The 23,674-nt window shown below is 75.0% G+C and carries 23 protein-coding genes; 11 read left to right on the forward strand and 12 right to left on the reverse strand.

The genetic code is table 11. From position 1 onward, the window contains the following. Nucleotides 1-29: 29 nt before the first annotated feature. The 8 genes from PHK61_RS15925 to PHK61_RS15960 form a co-directional block, all read right to left on the reverse strand. Nucleotides 30-905 (reverse strand): PaaI family thioesterase, encoded by an 876-nt coding sequence (locus PHK61_RS15925; RefSeq protein WP_274281974.1) that lies wholly within the window; start codon nucleotides 903-905, stop codon nucleotides 30-32. Then, on the reverse strand, nucleotides 842-1,750 hold the full coding sequence (locus PHK61_RS15930; protein WP_274281975.1) for an oxidoreductase: 909 nt from the start codon (nucleotides 1,748-1,750) through the stop codon (nucleotides 842-844). Before PHK61_RS15930 ends, PHK61_RS15925 begins: the two co-directional genes overlap by 64 nt. Before the next feature lie 40 nt (nucleotides 1,751-1,790). Beyond that, nucleotides 1,791-2,519 carry an alpha/beta hydrolase gene (locus PHK61_RS15935; protein WP_274281976.1) on the reverse strand — a complete coding sequence of 243 codons (729 nt, stop codon included), beginning with the start codon at nucleotides 2,517-2,519 and terminating at the stop codon, nucleotides 1,791-1,793. Nucleotides 2,520-2,581: 62 nt separating this feature from the next. Then, nucleotides 2,582-2,944 carry a cupin domain-containing protein gene (locus tag PHK61_RS15940; RefSeq protein ID WP_274281977.1) on the reverse strand — a complete coding sequence of 121 codons (363 nt, stop codon included), beginning with the start codon at nucleotides 2,942-2,944 and terminating at the stop codon, nucleotides 2,582-2,584. Between the two features lie 112 nt (nucleotides 2,945-3,056). Next, nucleotides 3,057-3,695 (reverse strand): response regulator transcription factor, encoded by a 639-nt coding sequence (locus tag PHK61_RS15945; RefSeq protein WP_274281978.1) that lies wholly within the window; start codon nucleotides 3,693-3,695, stop codon nucleotides 3,057-3,059. Further along, complete coding sequence (locus PHK61_RS15950; RefSeq protein ID WP_274281979.1) at nucleotides 3,683-5,437, reverse strand: sensor histidine kinase; 1,755 nt, start codon at nucleotides 5,435-5,437, stop codon at nucleotides 3,683-3,685. The genes PHK61_RS15945 and PHK61_RS15950 overlap by 13 nt, the downstream gene beginning before the upstream one ends. Before the next feature lie 73 nt (nucleotides 5,438-5,510). Further along, nucleotides 5,511-6,410, reverse strand: coding sequence for a type II CAAX endopeptidase family protein (locus tag PHK61_RS15955; RefSeq protein WP_274281980.1), 900 nt, complete (start codon nucleotides 6,408-6,410; stop codon nucleotides 5,511-5,513). 63 nt (nucleotides 6,411-6,473) lie between these two features. Next, on the reverse strand, nucleotides 6,474-7,589 hold the full coding sequence (locus PHK61_RS15960) for a DUF418 domain-containing protein (RefSeq protein ID WP_274281981.1): 1,116 nt from the start codon (nucleotides 7,587-7,589) through the stop codon (nucleotides 6,474-6,476). A gap of 192 nt (nucleotides 7,590-7,781) precedes the next feature. Here PHK61_RS15960 and PHK61_RS15965 point away from each other — a divergent pair, with 192 nt between their 5' ends. After that, the gene (locus tag PHK61_RS15965; protein ID WP_274282047.1) at nucleotides 7,782-8,054 is read left to right on the forward strand and encodes an ArsR/SmtB family transcription factor; all 273 of its coding nucleotides are present in this window, start codon (nucleotides 7,782-7,784) and stop codon (nucleotides 8,052-8,054) included. Here PHK61_RS15965 and metX read toward each other — a convergent pair. Together metX and PHK61_RS15975 are read right to left on the reverse strand one after the other, a co-directional pair. Then, nucleotides 8,044-9,186, reverse strand: coding sequence for a homoserine O-acetyltransferase MetX (gene metX / locus PHK61_RS15970; RefSeq protein ID WP_274281982.1), 1,143 nt, complete (start codon nucleotides 9,184-9,186; stop codon nucleotides 8,044-8,046). The genes PHK61_RS15965 and metX overlap by 11 nt on opposite strands. 13 nt (nucleotides 9,187-9,199) lie before the next feature. Further along, nucleotides 9,200-10,507 carry a bifunctional o-acetylhomoserine/o-acetylserine sulfhydrylase gene (locus PHK61_RS15975; RefSeq protein WP_274281983.1) on the reverse strand — a complete coding sequence of 436 codons (1,308 nt, stop codon included), beginning with the start codon at nucleotides 10,505-10,507 and terminating at the stop codon, nucleotides 9,200-9,202. 255 nt (nucleotides 10,508-10,762) lie between these two features. On the opposite strand from PHK61_RS15975, the gene PHK61_RS15980 reads away from it, so the two are divergent. Further along, entirely contained in the window at nucleotides 10,763-12,037 is a 1,275-nt protein-coding gene (locus PHK61_RS15980; protein WP_274281984.1) for a cytochrome P450, read from the forward strand. A 252-nt stretch (nucleotides 12,038-12,289) separates the two neighbouring features. Here PHK61_RS15980 and PHK61_RS15985 read toward each other — a convergent pair whose 3' ends face one another. Further along, nucleotides 12,290-12,640: a hypothetical protein gene (locus PHK61_RS15985; protein WP_274281985.1), complete on the reverse strand. Its 351-nt coding sequence runs from the start codon at nucleotides 12,638-12,640 to the stop codon at nucleotides 12,290-12,292. Nucleotides 12,641-13,288: 648 nt separating this feature from the next. Here PHK61_RS15985 and PHK61_RS15990 point away from each other — a divergent pair. The 7 genes from PHK61_RS15990 (at nucleotide 13,289) to PHK61_RS16020 (ending at nucleotide 21,227) form a co-directional block, all read left to right on the forward strand. Further along, complete coding sequence (locus PHK61_RS15990; RefSeq protein WP_274281986.1) at nucleotides 13,289-13,882, forward strand: TetR/AcrR family transcriptional regulator; 594 nt, start codon at nucleotides 13,289-13,291, stop codon at nucleotides 13,880-13,882. A 79-nt stretch (nucleotides 13,883-13,961) separates the two neighbouring features. Further along, on the forward strand, nucleotides 13,962-15,140 hold the full coding sequence (locus PHK61_RS15995; protein ID WP_274281987.1) for an alkane 1-monooxygenase: 1,179 nt from the start codon (nucleotides 13,962-13,964) through the stop codon (nucleotides 15,138-15,140). Between the two features lie 29 nt (nucleotides 15,141-15,169). Then, nucleotides 15,170-16,390: an MFS transporter gene (locus PHK61_RS16000; protein ID WP_274281988.1), complete on the forward strand. Its 1,221-nt coding sequence runs from the start codon at nucleotides 15,170-15,172 to the stop codon at nucleotides 16,388-16,390. Nucleotides 16,391-16,459: 69 nt separating this feature from the next. After that, complete coding sequence (locus tag PHK61_RS16005; protein ID WP_274281989.1) at nucleotides 16,460-16,888, forward strand: TIGR03618 family F420-dependent PPOX class oxidoreductase; 429 nt, start codon at nucleotides 16,460-16,462, stop codon at nucleotides 16,886-16,888. A gap of 123 nt (nucleotides 16,889-17,011) precedes the next feature. Next, nucleotides 17,012-18,037 (forward strand): 2,3-diaminopropionate biosynthesis protein SbnA, encoded by a 1,026-nt coding sequence (sbnA, locus tag PHK61_RS16010; protein ID WP_274281990.1) that lies wholly within the window; start codon nucleotides 17,012-17,014, stop codon nucleotides 18,035-18,037. Next, nucleotides 18,001-19,623 (forward strand): IucA/IucC family protein, encoded by a 1,623-nt coding sequence (locus PHK61_RS16015; protein WP_274281991.1) that lies wholly within the window; start codon nucleotides 18,001-18,003, stop codon nucleotides 19,621-19,623. The genes sbnA and PHK61_RS16015 overlap by 37 nt, the downstream gene beginning before the upstream one ends. After that, on the forward strand, nucleotides 19,620-21,227 hold the full coding sequence (locus PHK61_RS16020) for an IucA/IucC family protein (protein WP_274281992.1): 1,608 nt from the start codon (nucleotides 19,620-19,622) through the stop codon (nucleotides 21,225-21,227). The genes PHK61_RS16015 and PHK61_RS16020 overlap by 4 nt, the downstream gene beginning before the upstream one ends. Before the next feature lie 45 nt (nucleotides 21,228-21,272). Here the strand turns inward: PHK61_RS16020 and PHK61_RS16025 are convergent, their stop codons facing one another. Beyond that, the gene (locus tag PHK61_RS16025) at nucleotides 21,273-22,613 is read right to left on the reverse strand and encodes an FAD-binding oxidoreductase (protein ID WP_274281993.1); all 1,341 of its coding nucleotides are present in this window, start codon (nucleotides 22,611-22,613) and stop codon (nucleotides 21,273-21,275) included. A gap of 42 nt (nucleotides 22,614-22,655) precedes the next feature. Between PHK61_RS16025 and PHK61_RS16030 the strand changes: the two genes are divergently transcribed. Together PHK61_RS16030 and PHK61_RS16035 are read left to right on the forward strand one after the other, a co-directional pair. Then, nucleotides 22,656-23,159 carry a hypothetical protein gene (locus PHK61_RS16030; RefSeq protein ID WP_274281994.1) on the forward strand — a complete coding sequence of 168 codons (504 nt, stop codon included), beginning with the start codon at nucleotides 22,656-22,658 and terminating at the stop codon, nucleotides 23,157-23,159. Continuing rightward, nucleotides 23,160-23,609, forward strand: a complete 450-nt coding sequence (locus tag PHK61_RS16035; protein WP_274281995.1) for a response regulator transcription factor — start codon at nucleotides 23,160-23,162, stop codon at nucleotides 23,607-23,609. Nucleotides 23,610-23,674 lie beyond the last annotated feature (65 nt).

Raw genomic sequence — 23,674 nt, forward strand, 5'->3', positions numbered from 1 at the left:
CGGGCCGCCGTGCGTCGCCGGGAGGAACGTCACCCGCCGGCGGCATAGCGCAGGCCGGTCACGGTCAGCACGGTGCGGTCGCGGTCCCCTCTGCCGGCGCTGCGCAGCACGGCGCGGCCGCTGCGCAGGCGCCGCCCGCCGTGCTCGACCTCGGTGGTGACGTGCACCGCGCGGCCGTCGGCGGGCACGGCGCGCAGGAACGTCGCCGTCGCCTCGTCCGGGGGCCCGCCGAGCACGTCGCCGAGCGCCGCGACGGGCAGCGACGCGAGGACGCCGCCCTGCACGACGCCCGCGTAGTTGACCGCGAGGGGGTCCGGCGGCGCGCCGTCGACGACGAGGTCGGCGGCGCGCCGGGGCGGTTCGGACCAGTCCGGCGCGGCTCCGGGCCGGGTCGCCGTGGCCACCTCGTCGGCCAGCACGGCGTTGCGCCCGACCGCGCGCGCGACCGTCCGCCCGGCCTCGTCGGTGATCACCGCGGTGCTCAGGGCCGTGCTCCCGGGGCCGTCGGCCTTCTCGTCGAGGGTGCCGACGCCGTGCAGTCCGCCCGTCACGGCATGCCGTGGCAGGACGTGCACCGTCAGCCGCAGCGTCGTGATCCGCTCCCCCGCGGCCAGCGTGCCGGTGACCGCGAGCCCGGAGACGAAGTCGGCGAGCAGCCAGAGCGCCGCGTCGAGACCCCCGGCGTCGAGATCACCGACGTCGGGCGCGGGCACGGTGGCCACGGCGCGACCGGGCGTGATCGCCCGCAGGCGCGCGCCGACGACGGCGTGCACCGGGGCGAGCGCGAGGTCGTCGTCGACGCAGCGCTGCAGCTGCGCCAGCGGCGCCTCGAGGGCGGTGCTCAGGACCGCGCGCCGGCGCGGATGCGCGGCGTCACCCCGGTGAGCTCGACCGCGAGGTCCCACAGCCCGGCCTGGGTCTCGCGGTCGTGCGAGGCGACCGTCGACCCGACCGGCACCGGCGGCCCGGAGATCTCCTGGAACCCGCTCGGGCCGACGAAGGTGCCGCCGGGCAGGTCGGGCATGGTCGCCGCGTAGAGCGTCGGCTGGGCGCCCATCGCCGGCCCCTGCGCGACGATCTTGTTGAACACGCCCATCACCGCGTCCTGCACCGACTCGGTGCGGCTCTGCAGGTTGGTGGCGCTGTAGCCGGGGTGCGCGGCCATCGAGCGCAGCGGCGAGCCGGCGGCGACGAACCGGTGCTCGAGCTCGTAGGCGAACATGAGGTCGGCGAGCTTCGACTGCCCGTAGGCGAGCCAGCGCTGGTAGCGGCGGCGGCGCCAGTTGAGGTCGGAGAGGTCGATGCTGCCCAGGCGGTGGGCGACGCTCGACAGCGTCACCACGCGGTCGGTGAGGACGTCGAGCAGCAGGCCGGTGAGGGCGAAGTGGCCGAGGAAGTTCGTGCCGACCTGCATCTCGAAGCCGTCGGCGGTGCGCCGCTCCGGGACCGCCATCAGCCCGGCGTTGTTGATCAGCACGTCGACCGGGCCGTCGAGGTCGGCGACGAAGGCGCGCACCGAGGCGAGGTCGGCGAGGTCGAGGCGGCGGACGTCGGTGGTGCCGCGCGCACCCGCGCCGATCTCGGCGGCGGCCTGCGCGCCCTTCTCGGTGTCGCGCACGGCGAGCACGACGCGCGCGCCGGCCCGGACGAGGTCGCGGGAGGCCTCGAGGCCGATCCCGGAGTTGGCGCCGGTCACGACGAAGGTGCGGCCCGACTGGTCGCCGATGTCGGCGGGGGTCCACGCGGTCATGCCGGTCCAGTGCCCGGCGCCCTGCTGATCCAAACGGTGGTCACGGTCGCACGAGGATCTCGGCCAGCCGGCGGTAGACCTCGACGTTCACGCCCAGCCCGACGTGGCTGCCGCGGACCTCGATCCCCTCGGCGTCGTCGGGGCGGCACGAGGAGGGGCGCACGATGCCGTCCTGCGCGCTCCAGATCGCGACGACGGGCGGCGGCGCCGGGGCGACCAGGTCCGCGGAGAAGGCGCAGGGGCAGCGCACGGTCAGGCAGTGCGGCCGGTGCGGGCGGACGAGGTTCTGCGCGACCCGCGCCCCGCTGACCGCGGCGAGGGTCAGGACCGACGCGTCGAGCTGGGAGGCCAGCGGGCTGCCGAGGGTCACGACCCGCCGGACCAGGTCGGGACGCCGGGCGGCGAGCGCGCGGGAGAACAGGCCGCCGCGGCTGTGCCCGATCAGGGTCACGGGCGCGCCGGCCCGGTCGGCGACCTCCTCGAGACGGCGCTCGAGGCGGCGCACGGCGGCCTCGGAGCAGTCGACGTTCCAGGCGATGCCCGACCGGTAGGAGCGGTGGCCGATGCGGCGCAGCCAGTCGTGCAGGACGGCCAGGGAGAGATCGCCGGCGAGGAACCCCGGCACGAGCAGGACGGGTGCGCCGGTGCCGTGGGGCACGTCCTCGCCGCGCCAGACGCCGGACAGGAGCAGGCGGGTCAGTTCGAGGTGCAGCCGGGCCTCGCCGAAGGGACGTCCCCACCAGCGCACGGGCGGCGGCAGCTCCCTCACGACCCGACCCTATGTGAGCGGACTTCGGGGCTATAGCCCCGAAGTCCGCTCACATGACCAGGTCAGCTGCGGGCGTAGGTCTCGGCGGTCTTGGTCTCGAACTCGAGGCCGATGGCGGGCTCGTCACCGACCACCCAGGCGTCGTGGCCGGGCGTGAGCCGGTAGGTCTCGCCCCCCGTGATGTCCGCCTCGGTGCCGTCGTCGGCGACGATGTGCATCGTGCCCGACACCAGGTAGCCCAGGTGCGCCGCCTGGCAGCTCTCCCCGCCGACCACCGGACGGATGCACTCCGACCACCGCCATCCCGGCTGGAGGGTGAGGCGGGCGACGCTGGCGTCGCCCAGCTGCACGACCTCGAGGGTGGTCTTGTCGGGCGTCCGGGTCTCGTCGGGCGCGCCCATGTTCCGGTGCTCGATGGCGGGCATCGCGATCTCCTCTGCGGGTCTCCTGTTCTCCGCGGCTGGTGACGCCACGGGTCGCCCAGTGTGGTCGCCCCTTGGTCCGACGGCGGCGAGCATCACTCGTTCGGCATAACCGTCAGCACGTGAGGTAACGGACGACGGCCAGGACGCGGCGGTGGTCGTCGTCGGTCACCGCCAGCCCGAGGGCGTCGTAGATCCCGGACGAGTGCGCCACCACGGCCTTCTCGCTGATGCCGAGCCGGCGGGCGATCCCGCTGTTGGTGCGGCCCTCGGCGATGAGGGCGAGGACCTGCCGCCGGCGGGGGCCCAGGTCGGCGATGACGTCGTCGCGGCGGGACATCATCGCCGCGGCGACCTCGGGGTCGAGCGCCGTGCCGCCCGCGGCGACGCGGCGGAGGTCGTCGCAGAACCCCGCGCCGTCGGCGATCCGGTACTTGAGCAGGTAGCCCACACCCGCCGCGGAGTCCCCGAGCAGCTCGCGCGCGTAGCGGCGCTGGACGTGCTGGGACAGGACGACGACCGCGGTGCCCGGCACCTCGGCGCGGACGCGCACCGCGGCGCGGAGCCCGTCGTCGGTGCCGGTCGGCGGCATCCGGATGTCGGTGACGAGCACGTCGGGCCGGCACTGCCGGGTGAGCGCGACGACCTCGTCGGCGTCCCCGGCGCTGCCCACCACCGCGATCCCGGACCGCTCCAGCACCAGGACGAGACCCTCGCGCAGCAGGGCCTCGTCCTCGCCGATCACGACCCGCACGGCACCTCCAGGACCAGCCGGGTCCCCCGCCCCTCGGCGCTGTCGAGCGCCACGGCCCCGCCCAGCGCCCCGGCCCGGTCGGCGACGCCGCGCAGGCCGGCGCCCCGGCCGGGCTCCGCGCCGCCGACCCCGTCGTCGGCGATCTCGACACGCAGCCGGTCGGCCACCCGGGCGACGTCCACGGCGACCTTCGTGGCCCCGGCGTGCTTGACCGCGTTGGTGACCGCCTCGACGACCACGTGGTAGGCGGTGCTCTCGACCGCCGGCAGGAGGTCGTCGTCCGCGCCCGTCTCGGCCGTCAGCACGAGCGGCAGCGGGCTGCGCTCCGCGAGATCCTCGACCGCCGCGACCAGGCCCCGCTCGATCAGCAGCGCCGGTAGCACCCCCTGCACGAGGTCGCGCAGCTCGGTGACCGCGTCCTCGATCCCCCGGCGCACGGCGGCCAGCGACCCCTCCTCGGCCACCGAGGCGTGCGACGCGGCGACGCCCAGCAGCACCAGCCGGCTCTGCAGGCGGTCGTGCAGGTCGCGGGCGAGCCGACGGCGTTCCCGGTCGCCGGAGGTGACGAGGCGGGCGCGCGAGGCCCGCAGGTCCTCCCGGCTGGCGAGCAGGTCGGCGGTCAGCCGCTCCCGGTCCGCGGCGAGCGCGACGATGCTGCCGGCCGCGCGCACCGGTTCGGGGTCGGGGTGCAGCGCGCGGTCGTGGATCACGACGGCCACCTCGCGCTCCCCCAGCACGACGGGGACGGCCACCCGGTCCCCGCCCGGCGGCGGGAGCGTCACCGGGGTGCCGGCCTCGTCGACCCACGACCCGCCAGGCCCCTCGGGGCGTTCCACCGGGAACGCGAGCCGCAGGGACTCGTCGCCGAGCGCGCGGGCCAGCGCGCCGCGCAGATCGCCCTCGCGCCCGGGACGGGCCAGCCAGGCGGCCAGCTCCTGGAGCTCCCCGGTGCGCGCGAACCCACCGCGGAGCATCGCCGCCGCGAAGGCCACCGGCACCCCGGCCTGCGCGAGCAGCTGCAGCACGGGGGCGAGCAGGGGGTCGGCGCCGGCGTAGCGGGTGAGCGCGCTGAGCACCGAGATGCCCAGGACCGCCACCGCGCCGTAGGCGTACACCGGCAGCAGGGCCCGGCGGCGGTCGCGGTCGGCGACGACCAGGCGCCGCACCAGCACCGCGGCCACCACCGCGAGCAGGGCGGTGGCCGCCACGGTCTGGGCCAGCGTCGCCGCCGCCGCGAGGTCGGGCCGGTCGGCGACGACCAGCGGGTCGTAGGGCGGGGCCAGGCGCCGCCACGCGTAGCGCGCGGGCTGCGGCAGGACCGCGACGAGGTAGCCGGCCGCCGCCAGCGCCCGCGGGCCCGGGGCGCCCAGGCGCCCGGACGGGAACGCGAGCAGCGCGTGCAGCACGATCGCGATCGGGATCCAGGCCGTGATCTGGCCGACGGCGATCAGCGCCGGGACGAGGGTGTTGACGAGGGCCGCCGCGAGCCACGCGAGCCCGCCGGCGACGAGGATCGCGCCGGTCCGGTTGCTCGGGCGCCGCGCCCACGCCACCGCCCCGACCCCCGCGTACACGACGCCGGTGAGCGGGAGCAGCACGAGGACGCCGTACGGACCCTCCGGGCTGCCGACGAGCAGCACCATCTCGATCGCCGCGCACAGCACCACCGCGCCGACGAGCGCGACCAGGGCCAGGCGCAGGGTGCGCGTCGCCGCGCTCGACCGTCGCCCCCCGAGGTCCACGTGATCACGGTGGCACGCCGCCGGATGCGGGTCGAGACCGCGCCGGAGGCCGTGACCGGCGGCTCCGGCACGGTCACGGCACGTCAGCGGTCTCCTCGAGACGTCGGTAGCCCAACCGGCCCCGGGTCACGGCGATCAGGACGAGCGCGACGACCCCGAAGCCGATCATGTACGGGAACGCGCTGGCCACGGCCTCGGGCGGGAAGATCGCGCCCAGGGTGCCGGTGAAGGTGTCGATCGAGGAGTGCACGAGGACCGCGAGCAGCACGCTCGCCCGGGTGTTGTTGAAGACCCAGGTGATGACGACGGTGAACGTGACCGCCGTGATCGTGAACAGCACGATGCCCGACAGCCCGCCGCCGCCGGAGGATGCCGCCCACGACGGGACGAGGAACTCGGGCAGGTGCCACAGGGCCCACAGCACCCCGAGCAGCAGCGAGGCCCCGAGCGGACCGAGCGAGCGCTGCAGGTGCGGCAGGGCGAACCCGCGCCAGCCGATCTCCTCGAACAGCGGACCGCCCAGGACCGTCACCAGCACGAACGAGACGAGGTAGCTCAGCAGGTAGGAGGGACCACCGAGGGCGCCGGACGACGGCGCGGTGCCCGCGTAGACCATCGTGCCCAGCAGCATGATCACCGGGACGCCGACGAGCGCGACCAGGTACCAGACCGGCGGGACCCGCCACAGCACGAGGCGCGCGAGCAGGGCGCGGACCCCGCCGCGACCGCCGGTCACCGTCGCCATGACCAGCCCGGCCACGGTCGGGCCGGCGAGGATCGCCGCCGCGTTGAGGTAGCCGACCAGTCCGGGATCGATCCGCACCGGCAGCAGCCCGGCGCCGTCCTGCCCGAGCACCCACGGCGACCACACGATCCACGAGAACGCGTAGGCCATGACGAAGAACGCCACGACCGGGTGCCGCGCCAGCAGGCCCGGCCTCGCGGACCCTCGCCGCGCCGATGACATGGTCATGGGGAGCAACGTAGGAAGCCGAACGCGGGCCGAGAAGAGACCTGGGCCCATCACCCCAACGGCCTAGCCGGGTGCGGCCCGCGGATAGGTCAGGCGCCGCACGAGCAGCTCGAAGGGGCCGCGGTGCCCGCCGCGGGCGAGCAGGCCCGCGACGAGCACGCCGACGAGCCAGGTCGCGAGCCCCACCAGCGTCGCCGTGGTCAGGCTCGCCGTGGACCCCCGCCCGCCGGCGATCGTCGCGAACACGGCCACGAACACCACCGACTGCGACAGGTACAGCGTCATCGACCACGTCCCCGCCGCCGCGACGAGGTCCCGCCCCGGCCAGGACACGCTGCCCAGCAGCCCCATGAGCCCGAGCAGGCCGAGCGCGCCCGCGTACCCGCCGGCGACGTGCGCGGCCGCGACCACCGCGCCGACCGCGCCCGTCGGTGCCCACCACCCTGCCACGGCGAGCGCGAGCGGCAGCCCCAGCGCGACGCCGGCGAGCAGCCCGCCGACCGCCCACAGGGCGAGCCGGCGCCGGTGAGCGGCCGGGTCGTCGAGGGTCCCCGAGCGCCCGATCACGACGCCCACCAGCACCGCGGGCGCCGTGAGCAGCGCGGAGAAGATCGTGGTCGCGAGCCACTCCGTCGGGTGGGCGGCGAGGAACGCGCCGAGGGTCGGCGCCGCGATCGACGGCACCGTCGGGACCCCCTGCGGCCCGCTCGCGCCGGACGAGAGCAGCACCGCGAACGCGGCGATCGCGCCGGCGACCGCCAGCAGACCCCGTGACGAGGACGCCCCGACGGCGACCGCCGGCGCCATCAGCAGGATCACCAGCCCGTAGGCGCCGATGATGTCGCCGGGGAACAGCAGCAGGCCGTGCAGCGCCCCGATCCCGATCAGCACCAGCCCGCGCCGGCGCACCACCGCCTCCGGCGCCCGTTCGGCCAGCCGCGCGACGCCGTAGCCGACCAGCGCGGCGAACAACGGGAAGACCCGCCCGTCGACGAGCACCATCTGCACCACGGCGACGACGGCGTCGGCGCCGCTGAGCCCGGCGGGGTAGCCGCGGTAGCCGATGGGGCGGTCGACCAGGTAGAGGTGCGCGTTCGCCACCGCGATGAGGACGAGCAGGAGCCCGCGCGCGAGGTCCGGGGTGGTCTTCCGCGTGGCCAGCCCGGTCGGTCCGGTCACCCGGGAACCTCCTGCCGTGATCCGTGCCGCCGACCGGCAGCGGCGTGAGGATGACACCATGGTTCGGTGCACCTCACCGAACCCCCGGACGGCACGTCGGAGGACGCCGCCCGTCTCGAGCAGCGCCACCGCGCGCTGAACGAGAACCACGGTGTGTGCGAGGCGATCGCCGCCCTGCCGAGCGGCGAGACCATGCACGCGTGGGTCACCCGCTTCGCGCTGCTCGCCGACCCGACGCGCCTGACGCTGCTGCTCTGCATCCACGCCGCCGGCGAGATCTGCGTGTCCGACCTCGCCGTGGCCGCGGGGCTCAAGGACACCACGACCTCCCAGGCGCTGCGGCTGCTACGCGCCCAGGGGCTCGTCGCCACGCAGCGCGCCGGGAGGGTCGTGCGCTACCGCCTCGCCGACGAGACCGTGCACGCCCTGCTGCACGAGGTCGTCGAGCACCCCGTCAGGCTCTGAACAGCTCCCCGAGGATCTCGGTGAGCCGGCGCGCCTCGATGAGGAACGCGTCGTGCCCGAACGGCGACTCGATGCGCCACACCTCGCCCGCGCCCGGGATCAGGGCGGCGAGCTCCTCCTGCTGGTGCAGCGGGTAGAGCCGGTCGGAGATCGACCCCGCGACGACCGTCCGCGCCGTCACGCCCGCCAGCACCTCGGCCGATGACCCCCGCCCGCGGGCGACGTCGTGCCCGTTCATCGCGCGGGTGAGCTCGACGTAGCTGGCGGCGTCGAAGCGGTGCACGAGCTTCTCGGCGTGGTGGTCGAGGTAGCTCTCCATGGCGAAGCGTCCGCCGGCGTCCGGATCCTCGCCCGGCTGCGGGCGCCGCGCGAACCGCGTGTCGTACTCCTCGGCGGTCCGGTAGGTGTTGTGCGCGATCCGCCGCGCGACGCCCAGGCCGCGGTGCGGGCCCTCGCCGCGGGCGAGGTCGTGGTAGTCGCCGCCGTGCCAGCCGGCGTCCTCGACGATCGCGGCGATCTGCGGGGACGCCCAGGCGATCTGGTCCGCCGACGCCGCCGCCGGCGAGCACAGCAGCAGCAGCCGCTCCACCCGCGACGGGTACATCACGGCCCACTCGAGCGCCCGCATGCCGCCCATCGAGCCGCCGAGCACCGCGGCCCAGCGGTCGATGCCCAGCGCGTCGGCGACCTTCTCCTCGACGACGACCTGGTCGCGCACGGTCGTCCGCGGGAACCGCGACCCCCACGGCCGCCCGTCCGGCGCGGGCGTCGACGGGCCGGTCGTGCCCTGGCAGCCGCCGAGGACGTTCGGCGCGACGACGAACCAGCGGTCGGTGTCGACGGCCCGGCCCGGCCCGATGAGGCCGGACCACCAGCCCGGCGTCGGGTGCCCGAGCCCCGCCTCCCCCGTGACGTGGCTGTCGCCGGTGAGCGCGTGCAGCACCAGCACGGCGTTCGACCCGTCGAACCGGCCCCACGTCTCGTACGCGACGCGCACGTCGGGGATCGTCTCGCCGCTCTCGAGGGTGACGGCGCCGACGTCGAGGAAGAGCCGGTCACCGACCGGGTCCCCCTCCCGCCACGCACCGGTGGCGGGAGGGAGGACCGGGACCGTCTGCACTGTGTCCGTCACGCCGCCAGATCTCTCACTGGGCCGACTTCGCCGCGGTGAAGCCCGCCTCGAGGTCGGCCTTGAGGTCCTCGATGTTCTCGATGCCGACGGCGAGGCGCACGAGGCCCGGGGTCACGCCCGCGGACTCCTGCTCGTTCTCGGAGAGCTGGCTGTGGGTCGTCGACGCCGGGTGGGCGATGAGGCTGCGGACGTCGCCGATGTTCACCAGCTGCGAGTGCAGGGTGGTGCCGTCCACGAACGCGCGCCCGGCCTCGACGCCGCCGCGCAGGTCGAACGAGACGATCGCCCCGACGCCCTTGGGCAGGTACTTCTTCGCCGCCTCGTACCAGGGGCTGGACGGCAGGCCGGCGTAGTACACCTTCTCGACCTCGTCGCGCGCCTCGAGCCACTCGGCCAGGGCCTGCGCGTTCTGCACGTGGCGCTCGAGGCGCAGCGACAGCGTCTCGACGCCCTGGATGATCAGGAAGGCGTTGAACGGGCTGATCGCCGCGCCGGTGTCGCGCAGCAGCTGGACGCGCAGCTTCGCGGCGTAGGCGCCCGGGCCGAGGGCCTCCCAGTACTTCAGCCCGTTGTAGCTCGGGTCGGGCTCGGTGAAGCCGGGGAAGCGGTCGCCGTGCGCGCCGAAGTCGAAGGTGCCGCCGTCGACGACGACGCCCGCGATCGTGGTGCCGTGCCCGCCGAGGTACTTGGTCGCCGAGTGGATGACGATGTCGGCGCCGTGCTCGATCGGGCGCAGCAGGAACGGCGTCGGCACGGTGTTGTCGACGACCAGCGGCACGCCGATCTCGTGCGCCACCCCGGCCACGCCCGCGACGTCGAGGACGTTCGAGCCCGGGTTCGCGATCGTCTCGGCGAAGAACAGCTTGGTGTTCGGCCGCACCGCGTTGCGCCACTGCTCGAGGTCGTCCTGGTCCTCGACGAACGAGACCTCGACGCCCAGCTTGGGCAGCGTGTAGTGGAACAGGTTGTACGTGCCGCCGTAGAGGCTCGGGCTGGACACGAAGTGGTCCCCGGACTGCGCGATGTTGAGGATCGCGGCCGTGGTGGCGGCGCTGCCCGACGCGAACGCGAGGGCGGCCACCCCGCCCTCGAGCGCGGCGACGCGCTGCTCGAGCACGTCCTGCGTCGGGTTCATGATCCGCGTGTAGATGTTGCCCGGCTCGGCGAGGCTGAACAGGTCGGCGCCGTGCTGGGTGTCGCGGAAGACGTACGACGTCGTCTGGTAGATCGGCGTGGCCCGGGCGCCCGTGGCGGTGTCCGGGGCCGCGCCGGCGTGGACCTGCTGGGTCTCGAACGACCAGCCGGTGCTCGCGTCGGTCATGAGGTGCTCTCCATCGTCGGTGACTCGGGGATGTCGGATCGTGCTCGCCGTCCGGTGGGGTGCTGCCCCTCAGCGACACCACTCGTCGAACGCGTCGACACGACGACTCGGCCAGAACCCTTCGAGATCAGCCCGCACCACGGCGATGATCCTCCCGCCTGCCCGGCACGGGGCACAACACGACCCCCTCGGGGGTCGCCTCGGTCACGTCCCCGCGCGTGGCGCCGCCGTCCCGTTGCTGGCAGCCTGCCAACGGTGACGGCCTCCTCGGTGGACCTCGGGAACCGCGAGTTCTGGGCGGCCCCCTGGGCGCAGCGCTACGAGGCGTTCGCGGCCCTGCGCGCCGGCGAGGGACTGCCGCTGTTCGCCGAGCCGGAGTTCCCCGGCTTCCCGCCGGGGCCGGGGTTCCGCGCGGTGACCCGGCACGCCGACGTCGAGCACGTGAGCCGCCACCCCGACCTGTTCTGCTCGGGGCGGGGCGCGGTGTCGATCCTCGACCTGCCGCCCGAGGCCGGCGAGTTCTTCGGCTCGCTGATCAGCATGGACGCGCCGCGGCACACGAAGATCCGGCGCATCGCCGCGCAGGCGTTCACGCCCCGGCGGACCGAGGCGCTGCTGGACGACGTGACGCGTGTGGCGCGGTCGGTGATCGCGTCGGCGCGCGCGAAGGCCCTGGCGGGCGACGGCTCGTTCGACCTCGTCGGCGACGTCTCCGCCCCGATGCCGTTGTTGATCATCTGCGAGATGATGGGCATCCCCGAGTCCCGCCGCGACGAGGTCTTCGCGCACTCCAACGTCATCCTCGCCGGCGACGATCCCGAGTACGTGACCTCGGACAACCCGCTCGGTGACTACCTCGCCGCCGGCGCCGGGCTGTCGGCGCTGATGACGGAGCTGGCGGCTCGCCGGGAGGCCCGGCCCACGGACGACGTGACGTCGGCACTCGTGCACGGGACCGTCGACGGCGAGCGACTGACGCACCAGGAGATCGCGTCGTTCTTCATCCTGCTCTGCGTCGCGGGCAACGAGACCACGCGCAACGCGATCACCCACGGCGTCTGGGGCATGCACCGCGACCCCGCGCAGTGGGAGCTGTGGTCGGGCGACGTCGAGGGCGTCACCCCGACCGCCGTGGACGAGGTCGTGCGCTGGGCCTCGCCGATCAACTGGATGCGGCGCACGGTGGTCTCGGACACGACCGTCGGCGACGTGCCGGTGTCCGCGGGCGACAAGCTGCTGCTGGTCTACGGCGCGTCGAACCGAGACTCCTCCGTGTTCGCGGACCCGGAGGCCCTCGACCTGCGCCGCTCCCCCAACCCGCACCAGGGCTTCGGCGCGCACGGCCCGCACTTCTGCCTGGGCGCGCACCTCGCCCGCCGCGAGATCGCGGTGATGTTCCGCGAGCTCTTCGCCGGCATGCGCGACCTGCGCGTCGTCGGCGAGCCCGACCGCCTGCGCAGCATCTTCGTCAACGGCATCAAGCACCTGCCGGTCGCACTGGCGGGGACGGACGCGGCGCGGGGCGCTTGAGCGAAGGGCCCTTCGGTCGGAACGGGGTGATGGGGGGCCCGGCCGTGCGAGCGATGCGGCATCGCTGGCGTCTGACGCCAGGATCGCCACATGCTCGCCGCAGCGACACGCCGACGACGGCGAGATCCGGGTTCGTGGAGCGTTCGTTCCGCTGACCGGAGCGTCCGCTCCACAACGGTGGATCTCCGAGGACGCGGCATGGGTGCGTCGCCCGTGAGCGCTGTTCCGGTGACGGTCGCCCGCGATCTTGCGTCAGCCGTTCCGCGACTCGGACGTGCGCGCGCGACGGAGGACCCGGTACCGCAGGGCGAAGGCCCCGAGGGTCGAGAGGATCAGCACGCCGACGACGGCGGGCGTGCCCATCCCGCCGGGCATGTTGTCGAACGCCATGGCCTGGACGTCGCTCGTGGTCGTCACCGGCGAGCCCGTGTCCGCGCCGGCGAGCGTCCGCAGCGGGCTCCCCGGCGGCGCGAGGAGCAGGGCCGGGTTCGGCGTGCCGAAGCTCAGGAACGGCACCGTGGCGGCGAGCCCGCCGGGCGCCGCTGCCGGTGCGACGAGTGCGGCGGGCGGAACGACGGCGACCGGGGCCCGGGCAGCCGCCACGGGGGCTGCCGCTCTCGGCCCCGCGACCGGCTGCGAAGTTGCGGATGTCGACGGGCTCGCGGCGGTCGTGGAGGTCGTCGGCGTGCTCGACGGTGTCGGGGCGGGATCGACCGATGCGGGGGGTACGTCGCTCGCAGGCTCTCGCGCTCCGGCCGCGACCTCGCACACCCCGGTCAGAAGATCGCGGATCACCCCGGCGACGACTGTTCGCGGCTCACGAGTGACCGGATCGATGCACTGACCGTCGAGAAGGTCGTCGACGCCAATTGGCTCCGCCGACGCCACCCCCGTACCGAGGGTCACGGCACCGGCGACGAGAGCACCGACGATCACGCTGGGGAGCAGGCGACCTCGACGAACGATCATGCACGGACCCCTTCGGCCGGATGGTGGACCACCAGGCGCACCCCGGATGGTCTGCGCGCTCATCGGCAATCGGTCAGTGTCGTTACTCGCCAGTTGGCTCACCTGAGGAAATGACTCCCTCCAGTGCAACGTCAGCGGATCAGATGGCCGTGACAGTTGGTCCGCTCGCGAGGTTTCACCAGCACCAAGAGGTTGGGCCCCACGCGCCGACCCTCGGGCCCGACCGGGTGTCCGCGGTCTGCTCCACGCTCGCCGCCGGTTGCAGTGCGTGACACTGATCGCATGACCGGCGAGTCGTTGCGTCTGGAGTTCCGACGCCAGGTGCGCGAGCGCGTGCTCACGACCGCCCACGAACACACCGTCGAGCGCGGCTGGGAGCGGGTGCGGGTCGGCGAGGTGGCCGTCGACTCCGGGGTCTCGCGCCCGACCCTCTACCGCGAGTTCGGCAACAAGGACGGCCTCGGCGAGGCCCTCATGACGCGCGAGGCCGAGCGGTTCTTCACGGCGATCGGCGCCGCGCTCGCCGAGCACGAGGACATCGGCGACGCCGTGGCGGCCGCGACGCGCCTGACCCTCGAGGAGGCCGCCGACAACCCCCTGCTCCTCGCGGTGCTCACGGGGAGCCGGTCGGGCGACGCCGGGCTGCTGCCGTTCCTCACCTCGCGCTCGGAGTCGATCCGGGAGTCGGCCCGCTCGCTGCTCGCCACGTGGATGGTGCAGCGGCGCCCCGACCTCCTGCCGACCCTGGTCGAGGAGACCGTCGACGCCGTGGTCCGCCTGGTCATCTCCCACGTCGTCGCCCCCTCCCTCGACCCCGTCGACGTCGGCCAGCGCGTCTCCCACCTCGTCACGGCACTACTCCGAACGCCAAACTGAGACAAAAATAGGGTCTTGTTTCTGAACGGGCCACACTCCACACTCGGTCGCGAGCCGTCGCGTCGAGGGAGACAGGCCCATGAGCACGACCGAAATCACCAGCGAAGAGCACGCCGAGGGTGCATCGCAGCGCCCGTGGCGTGACCGCAAGCGCTACCTCTGGCCCCTGGCCACCGTGATGCCCGCGATGCCGTTCCTGGGCGCCGGGCTCGTGTCCGCCACGGGGTGGGCCGGCTGGTGGTGGGTCGGCCCGATGATCCTGTTCATCGTGCTCCCGGCCCTGGACCTGGTCTTCGGGGCCACCGACGACAACCCTCCGGAGTCCGAGCGCGAGCGCCTCGAGGCCGACCGCTACTACCGCTGGGTCACCTACCTGTTCCTGCCGATCCAGTACGCGAGCCTCGTGTTCTGCTGCTGGGTCTGGGCCACGTGGGACCTCGCCTGGCACGCCGACCTCGGCCTCGCCCTGACGATGGGCGTCGTCTCCGGCGTCGCCATCAACACCGCCCACGAGCTGGGCCACAAGCGCGAGGACGTCGAGCGCTGGCTCTCGAAGATCGCGCTCGCCAGCTCCGCGTACGGGCACTTCTACGTCGAGCACAACCGCGGCCACCACGTCCGCGTCGCCACCCCGGAGGACCCGGCGAGCTCACGGCTCGGCGAGGGCTTCTGGGCGTTCCTGCCGCGCACGGTGTGGGGCAGCCTGCGCTCGTCGTGGCACCTGGAGAACAAGCGCCGCTCGAAGGGCCGTCACACCCCGCTCGACCACGAGATCCTCGTGGCCTGGGCGATGACGGTCGCGCTGTTCGTGGCGCTGGTCGCCGCGTTCGGCTGGGTCGTCCTGCCGTGGCTCGTGCTGCAGGCGGTCGTCGGGTTCTCGCTGCTCGAGGTCGTCAACTACCTGGAGCACTACGGTCTGAAGCGGGCGAAGCGCGACGACGGGCGCTACGAGCGCACCGACCCGCGGCACAGCTGGAACGCCGACCACACCGTGTCGAACCTGCTGCTCTACCAGCTGCAGCGCCACAGCGATCACCACGCGAACCCGCTGCGCCGCTACCAGACGCTGCGGCACTTCGAGGAGTCGCCGCAGCTGCCCAGCGGCTACGGCTCGATGATCGTCGTCGCGCTCTTCCCGCCGATCTGGCGCGCGATGATGGACCGCAAGGTGCTCGCCCACTACGACGGCGACGTCACGCTGGCGAACATCCATCCGCGCAAGCGTGAGCGCTACCTCTCCCGCTACGCCCGGACATAGAACCGACGAGGCGGGCGTTGACCTCCGGAGTGAGCGCACCCGCCGACGCCCTCGACCCCGTCCGCCGCGGCCGGCTGTTCGCCGCGGTGGCCGGGGTCGTCGTGCTCTTCCTGGCCGCCTCGAGCGTGCCGTCCCCGCTCTACGTCGTCTACCAGGCGCAGTGGGGCTTCTCGGCCGCGACGCTGACGGTGGTCTTCGCGGTCTACGTGCTGTTCCTGCTGGCCTCGTTGCTGGTGGTCGGCGGGCTGTCCGACCACGTCGGACGCCGTCCCGTGCTCGCCGTCGCGCTGGTGGTGCAGACGGCGGCAGTGGTCCTGTTCCTCGTCGCGACGAGCGTGACGATGCTGCTCGTGGCCCGGGCGGTGCAGGGCGCGGCGACCGGCGCGGCGATCACCGCGATGGCCGCGACCCTGGTCGACCTGCACCCGCGCCGGGCGGGCCTCGCGAACGCCGCGACGCCGCTGATCGGCCTCGCGCTCGGCGCGCTGGGCTGCGGGCTGCTCGTGGAGTACGCGCCGGCCCCGACGCGCCTGGTGTGGATCGTGCTGCTCGCCGGGTTCGCCGTCGTCGCCGTGGTGCTCGCCGTCCTGCCCGAGACCGCGGCGCGACGGTCGGGCGCCCTCGCCTCGCTGCGCCCGCGCGTGCGCATCCCCGCCGGCCTGCGGACCGACGTCCTCGCCATCACCCCCGTCCTCGCGGCGAGCTGGGCGCTGGGCGGGCTCTACCTCTCGCTGGGCCCGTCGGTGGCCGCAGAGCTCCTGGGGCTGCGCAGCCACGTCGTCGGTGGCGTCGTCGTCACCCTGCTCTGCGGGGTGGGCGCCGCGACCGCGGTGGTCGCGTTCCGCCGCACCCCCGAGTCGCTGCTCGCGCCGGCGGGCGGGCTGCTCGCCGCGGGCACGCTGATCACGCTCAGCGGCCTGGTGCTCGGCTCGCCCCTCACGAGCGTGGTGGGCACGGTCGTCGCCGGGCTCGGGTTCGGGTCGGCGTCGCTCGCCTGCTTCGGCACGCTCGCCCGCATCGCGGCACCCGAGAACCGCGGCGAGCTGATGGCCGTCGCCTACACGATCGCCTACACCGCGTTCAGCGTGCCCGCGGTGATCGCGGGGATGGCGACGGTCCGGGTCGGCCTGCGGCCGGTCGCCGAGGCCTACGGGCTGGTCGTCGTCGCCCTGGGTGTGATCGCGGTCGTGACGCGGGCACTCGTCCTGCGCGCCCGTCGCCACGCGGCGCCGGAGTGCGTCGAGGCCTGAGCCGGTGTGGAACGGGCGCCCACCGAGCACCCTCCCCCCGCGCACGACACCCGTCGAGAGGACCACGCCATGCCGAAGCCCCCGCTGCCCGACGAGGTCCAGCAGCTGCTGGCCCGCCCCAACCCCAGCGTCATCACGTCGGTCCGCGGCGACGGCCAGCCCGTTTCGGTCGCCACCTGGTACCTCTGGGACGACGGCCGGGTGCTGGTGAACATGGACGCCCAGCGCAAGCGCGTCGAGTACCTGCGCAACGACCCGCGGGCCTCGATCACCATCCTCGCCGAGGACGACTGGTACACCCACGTCAGCATCCAGGGCCGCGTGGTCGAGTGGGCCGACGACACCGACCTCGCGATCATCGACCGCGCCGCGAAGCACTACACCGGCGAGCCCTACCCCATCCGTGACCGCGCACGCGTCGCGGCGTGGATCGAGGTGGACCGCTGGCACGGATGGGGCCAGGTCAAGGCCTCGGACGTCCCCGACAACGCGGGCTGACCACCGCCCCTCCCGATCACCCGATCGGCACGCCCCTCCGCGTGGTTAGGGTTGCCTGGGTCGGGGCGGGACCGCCGCACGAGGTCCCCACCCCGGCCCAGCCGCGTCGCGACGGAGGTGTGAGTGACCCTCGCCCGTGGGCCCCGTCCGGGCCCCGCCGGTGACTTCTCGGATGACCGGGCCGGGCTCGCCGTCCACGACTCGGTGCTCGGCGCCGTCGGGACGACGCCCCTGGTGCAGCTCGGCCGGCTGTTCCCCCAGCCCGGGGTGGAGGTGCTCGCCAAGCTCGAGCTGATGAACCCGGGCGGCAGCATGAAGGACCGCTCGGCGCGCTACATCGTGGGCAGCGGGCTCGCGGACGGGTCGATCCCGCCGGGCAGCCGCCTGGTCGAGTCGAGCTCCGGCAACTTCGGGGTCGCCGTCGCGATGGTCGCCCGGCTGCACGGGCTGGCGTTCACGTGCGTCGTCGACCCGCACGCGAGCCCCGCCAACGTGGCGATCATGCGAGGGCTCGGCGCCGACGTGGAGACCGTCGACGAGCCCGACGAGGCGGGCGGCTACCTGCACACCCGGCTCGCGCGGGTGCACGAGATCCTCGCGACGACGCCCGACACCGTGTGGATCAACCAGTACGCCAACGACCGCAACTGGCTGGCGCACTACCACGGCACGGGCGCCGAGATCGCCGACGCGGTGGTCCTCCCGCCGACGCACCTCGTCGGCGCGGTGTCGACCACCGGCAGCCTGCTGGGCTGCGCGCGCCGGCTGCGGGAGGTGTGCGACCCGCTCGAGGTCGTCGCCGCCGACGCCGTCGGCTCGGTGATCTTCGGGGGCCCCGGCGGGCGGCGCGAGCTGCCCGGTCTCGGGTCGAGCCGGGTCCCCGAGCTGCACTCCCCCGCCGAGATCGACCGCGTCGAGTCCGTCGACGACGCCACCGCCGCCGAGGCGTGCCGCGAGCTGCTGGCCAGCGAGGCGATCTTCGCGGGCGGCTCGACGGGCGCCGTCGTCACCGCCGTGCGCCGGGTCGTGCGCGACGTGACCCCGCCGGCGCGGATCGTCGCGATCTTCCCCGACCGCGGGGACCGCTACCTCGACCGCGTGTGGGACGACGCGTGGCTCGACCGGGCACGGGCTCGGCGCGTCCGGTGACCGACGCCCGCACGCTCGTCCTGCGCGACCTGCTCGACGCCGCGGTCGCCGAGGACGTCGCCGGCCTGGCGTCGGCCTCGCTCGGCCCCGGGCCCGAGGGGCGCCCCGGCACGTGGGTGCGGCACCGGCTCGCCGACGGCGGCTGCATCGCGTGGTGCGCGCGCCCGGGCGGGGTCGTGCAGCGCACGCGCTACGCCGACGGGCCGGTGCTCGTGGGGCCGGTGTCGGTCGGGACGGCGCTGCGCGAGGTCACCGACCCCGCCGAGGTGGTGGCGCTGCTCGCCCCGGGCGCGCCGCACCTCGACGCCGTGGCCCGGGACCTCACGACCGCCGTCGAGCACACGGTCCTCGACCCCGGAGCCTCCGGCGAGGAGCGCGCCGCCGCCCGCGGGCGCCCGTTCCACCCCACCGCGCGGGCCGTCGGCGGCTGGACGCGGGCTGACCTCGACCGATGGGGCCCGGGGTGCCGGGTCCCGCTGGACTGGGTGGCGGTGCGGTCGGACCACCTGCGGCACGGTCGTTCCGCTCTCGGTGTCGGTGAGGCCCCGGAGGCCCCGCAGGCCCCGGAAGGCTACGAGGCGCTGCCCGTGCACCCGTTCGACCGCGAGCACGTGCTGCCCGCGGCGTTCGCCCGCGAGCTCGCCGAGGGAGTCGTCGTCCCGCTGGCGCGCGGGGTCGGCGCGGGGGTCGCGACCGCGTCGCTGCGCACCCTCGACCTCGGCGACGGGCGGCACCTCAAGCTGCCGCTGGGGGTGACGACGCTCGGGTCGGCGCGGCTGCTCGGGGCGCGCTCGCTGGACCACGGGCAGCGCGGCGAGCAGGTCCTGCGGCGCGTGCTCGCCGCCGACCCCGACCTGGCCGCGCGCGTCGCCGTCGCCGACGAGACGTCGTGGTCGGGGTTCGCGGCGCCCGACGGCGGCGACGAGTTCCACGACCGTCCCGGGCACCTCGCCGCCGCCCTGCGCCGGCTGCCCCCGCCCGCCGGGACGCGCCGGGTGCCGCTGGGCGCCCTGGCGTGGGGCGGCGCGTCGGCGGAGCTGTTCGGGTCCGTCGTCGAGGCCGTCGTCGGGGCCGGGATCGGGTTCCTGCGCCACGGAGTCCTGCCCGAGATGCACGGGCAGAACGTGCTGCTGGACCTGTCCGGCGAGCGGGTCGCGCGGGTCGTGCTGCGCGACCACGACGCCGTGCGCGTGCACCCGCGCTGGCTCTCGGTGCCCGACCCCGCGTACCGGCTCTCGCCCGGCGGCACGCAGTCGTTGCGGCTCGACACCCCCGGCGCGCTGATCGGGTTCTTCGCGACGCTGGCGCTCGAGGTGGGGCTCGGCGGGGTGGTCGACGCGCAGGTCCGGGCGACGGGACGCCCCGAGGCGCACTGGTGGGCGGGGATCCGCCGGGCGGTGGAGGACGCGGTCGACGCCACGCGCACGCCGGTCGTGCGCAGCACACTGCAGGCCGTGCTGCTCGACGCCGAGACCTGGCCCTACCGCTCCGTGCTGCGCCCGCTGCTCGAGCGCGGGCCGTCGCGGGGCACGAGCATGCCCGCAGGGGTCGTGCGCGTGCCGAACCCGTTGCGGGCGGTGCGATGAGCGACGTCGTCGCGGCGCTGAGGGCGGCCGGGCCGGTCCGCGAGCGCGTCCTGACCCAGCTCGTCGAGTCACTGGTGCTCGAGGACGCGGTGGAGGTCGACGGCGACGGCGGGCCCGGCACGCGCGCGGGCCCGTTCGCGCTGACGTTCGTCCGCACCCCGTCGTTCGGGCGGGTGCGGCTGACGTCCCCGGTGACGCGGTCGGGGGCGCCGGTGACGCCCGGGGAGTTCCTCGCCGAGGCGCCGGTGCGCGCCGATCCGGCGTGCCGGGCGCGGCTGGGCCGGGAGCTCGCGGCGACGGTGCTCGGGGACGCGCTGGCTCAGCACGGACGTCCGGCGGGTCCGCTCGACCCGGACGCCGGGCACGACGTGCTCGAGGCGCTGACCGCCGACGGGCACCGCTACCACCCGGCGTACAAGTCGCGGATCGGGTTCGGGGTCGGCGACCTGCTCGCCTACAGCCCGGAGTTCGCGCCGACCGTGCACCCGGTGCTGCTCGACGCCGACCCGGCGCTGGTGTGGGTCGTCGGGTCGGCGGGGCTCGACCCGGCGTCGGTGTGGAGCGCGCCGGCGGGGCGCGTCGGCGTCCCCGTGCACCCGTGGCAGTGGGACCACCACGTGGCGGTCACGCACGCGGACGCGCTGGCGTCCGGGGCGCTGCGGGTGGCGGGCTCCGGCGCCGCGTACCGGCCCCAGGCGTCGATCCGGACGCTCGCGCGCGTCGACGTCCCGGCGGCGCCGTCGGTGAAGCTGCCGCTGGCGATCACGAACACGTCGACGTCGCGGGGGCTCGCGCCGCACACCGTGCGCAACGCCGCCCCGATCTCCGACTGGCTGGCCGGGCTCGTGGCCTCCGACCCCGTCCTCGCGGAGAAGGCGCGCGTGATCGTCCTGCGCGAGCTCCTCGGCGTCAGCGTCGAACCGGGGCTCGGCGCGATCTGGCGGGAGAGCCTGCACCCGCACCTGCACCCGGCCGAGCGGGCGGTGCCGTTCCCGGGGCTGACCTCGCGCTCCACCGACGGCGTGCCCCTGGTCGACCCGTGGATCCGGACGCAGGGGGCGCGGGCGTGGACGGAGCGGCTGGTCACCGCCGCCGTGCTGCCGCTGGTGCACCTGCTCGTCGTGCACGGCGTGGCGCTCGAGGCCCACGCGCAGAACATGCTGCTCGTGCACTCCGGCGGACTGCCGACGCGCGTGGCGCTCAAGGACTTCCACGACGGGGTGCGCTTCTCCCGGGACCTGCTCGCCGCGCCGGGGCCGGCGCTCGAGGCCCCGCCGGCCGACCACCCGAACGCGAACTCGTTCCTGGAGACCTCCGACCCGGCGCAGGTGACGGGGTTCCTGCTCGACTGCCTGTGCTTCGTGAACCTCGCCGAGATCGCGTACCTGCTGGCCGGCGAGTACGGGTTCGCCGAGGAGGAGTTCTGGGCGGTCGCGGCGCGGGCGGTCCGGGGCCACGCCGCCCGGCACCCGGGGTTCGCGGCGCGGCTGGCGGTGTTCGACGTCTTCGCGCCGACGGTCGCGATCGAGAAGCTCACGACCCGCCGCCTCTGGCCCGACACCGAGCTCCGCGAGCACGCCCTCTCGAACCCCCTCGCCATGTGAGCGAAGTTCGGGGCTATAACCCCGAAGTTCACTCACGTACGACGGTCAGCCGAGGAGCCCTACCGTCCGGAACATGCCGGCCGGGTCGTACTGCTCGCGCACGCCGGCCAGGAAGGCCGCCGTCGCGTCGTCCCAGAGCGCGCCGAGGCGTCCACCGGCGGCCGGGCCCTGGAAGTTCGGCAGGCCGCCGGTCGCCCACGGACGCACCGCGTCGACCGCACCGCGCGCCGCCGCCGGGGCGATCGCCGCGACCGGCGGGACCATCGGCGCCAGGGCGTAGAGGTTGAACGCCGCGTCCCGGCCGGCCACGGCGTCGTGCCCGCGTCCGGGACGGCGCGCGATCGCCCCGCCCAGATGGCGGAGCTCCGCCATGACCAGCGAAGTGTCGACGCCCGGCCCGGCGACGGCGAGCAGCGCGTCGACGGCCTCGGCCGGCAGGGCGCCCAGCGTCGCCGAGTCGTCCCAGATCGGCATCGGGTCGGTCGGGTCGGCGTGCACCGCGTCGATCGCCGCGAACGGCATCTCGTCGACCATGTCGGCGATCGGCGTGGCCACCGCCCGCATCGGGGCGAGCAGCGCGGCCCCCTCCGCGGCGGTGCCCAGGAAGGTGAAGCGCAGGTGCGTCACGAACGCGCCCTGCAACGGCGGCGGCAGCGAGGGGTCCGGCGGCAGGCGCAGCAGGGCGACCGAGCTCGTCGCGTCGTCGGGCAGGGTGGCCACCCACTCCCGCCAGGCGTGCAGCAGCTGTGGCGACGCCTCGCCCGGGAAGAAGATCCCGCCGCCGTAGAGCCGGGCCACGGGGTGCAGGGCGATCTCCATCTCGGTGACCACGCCGAACCCGGTCTTGCCGCCGCGCAGGGCGTCGAACAGGTCGGGCTCGTGGGTGGCGTCGACGTCGCGCTCGACGCCGTCGGCGGTGACGATGGGGACGCGGCGGACCTGGTCGGCGCCCGCGCCGAACGCGCGCGAGAGCGGGCCGTGGCCGCCGCCGAGGCAGAACCCGACGACGCCGACGTGCGAGGACGAGCCGCAGACCGGCGCGAGCCCGTGCGGCACCGCGGCGGCGATCACCTGCTGCCACCGGGCGCCGCCGCCGACCACGGCGGTGCAGGTGAGGGGGTCGACGCGGACGTCGTCGAGGTGACGGGTGGAGATCAGCACGGAGCCGGCGAGGTCGGCGAGGAGCTGGTGCCCGGTGGCCTGGACGGTCACCGCGCGCCCCTCCTCGCGGGCCCATCCGACCGCCGCGACGACGTCGGCGGGACTGCGGGCCTCCACGACCAGGTCGGGGCGTGGCGCCGTCGTGGTGACGAACGGGGCGACGGCGGCGGCGTAGGCCGGGTCCTCGGGGCGGACGAGGGCGGGGGCGGTGATCGACGTGGTCATGGTGCGTCCTCTCGGGGTGGTGCGGGTCGCGTCACGGCCACCGTGAAGTGGGGCGACGTCGACGACGATCACGACCTGCAGTGGTCGTACCACGAGTACGAGGTCGACGACGTCTACGACTTCCGCGCCGTGTCCCGCCGGCCGGGCGCGGTGGCCACGCTCGGCGCCGAGACCGGCGGCGACCCGATCCGCTCGCGGCGCTACGCCGAGATGTTCGCGCCGATCTGGGACTACTCCGACGAGCTGCGCGCGGGCCTCGCCGCGGACGGGGCGACCTGGGGCGGGCTCGCGCTGTTCCACCAGGGCGGGCGGACGTTCACGCTCGCCGAGCAGGAGTTCGTGAGCTCGGTGGCGCCCGGGTTCGGGCGCGGGATGCGCAGCGGGCTCGTGGCGGGCGCGGTGGACCTCGCCGCCGCGGGCGACGCCGGATGCCCCGCGGTGCTCGTGGTGGGCGCCGACGACGAGGTGGTGCAGGCCAACGTCGGCGCCGAGGCGCGCATCGCCGACCTCGGCGGCGGGCCGCTCGGCGACTCCCCGCTGCCCTAGGTGGTGTGCGCGATCGTCGGCGCGGCCCGGCGGCGCGCGTCCGACCCCACCGCCGCCGTGCCCCGGGCCCGGCTGCGCTCGCGGACGGGGCGCTGGCTGGTCGCGCACGCCTCGCCACTGCTGCGCCGCGACGGCTCCGGCACCGACGTCGTCGTCACCCTCGAGGACGCCCGCCCGCCCGAGGTGATCCCGCTGATCGTCGCGTCCTACGGGCTGACCGGACGGGAGCGCGACGTCGTCGCCCTGGTCTTGGCCGGGGTCGACACCGCGGACGTCGCGGCCCGCCTGCACCTCTCGGCCTACACGGTGCAGGACCACCTCAAGAAGATCTTCACGAAGGTCGGCGTGCGCAGCCGCCGCGAGCTGATCGCGCGCGTGTACAGCGACCACCACGTCCCGCACCTCGTCGAGGGCGGGGCCCTGGCCCCGTCGGGGTGGTTCGCGTCCTAATGCGTGCGTGATCTCCTGCGCGACGGCCCAGAAGAGCACACAGGTGGGGTCGGGCAGACTGCCGC

This window comes from Actinomycetospora lutea, assembly GCF_028737205.1.
GTDB lineage: Bacteria > Actinomycetota > Actinomycetes > Mycobacteriales > Pseudonocardiaceae > Actinomycetospora > Actinomycetospora lutea.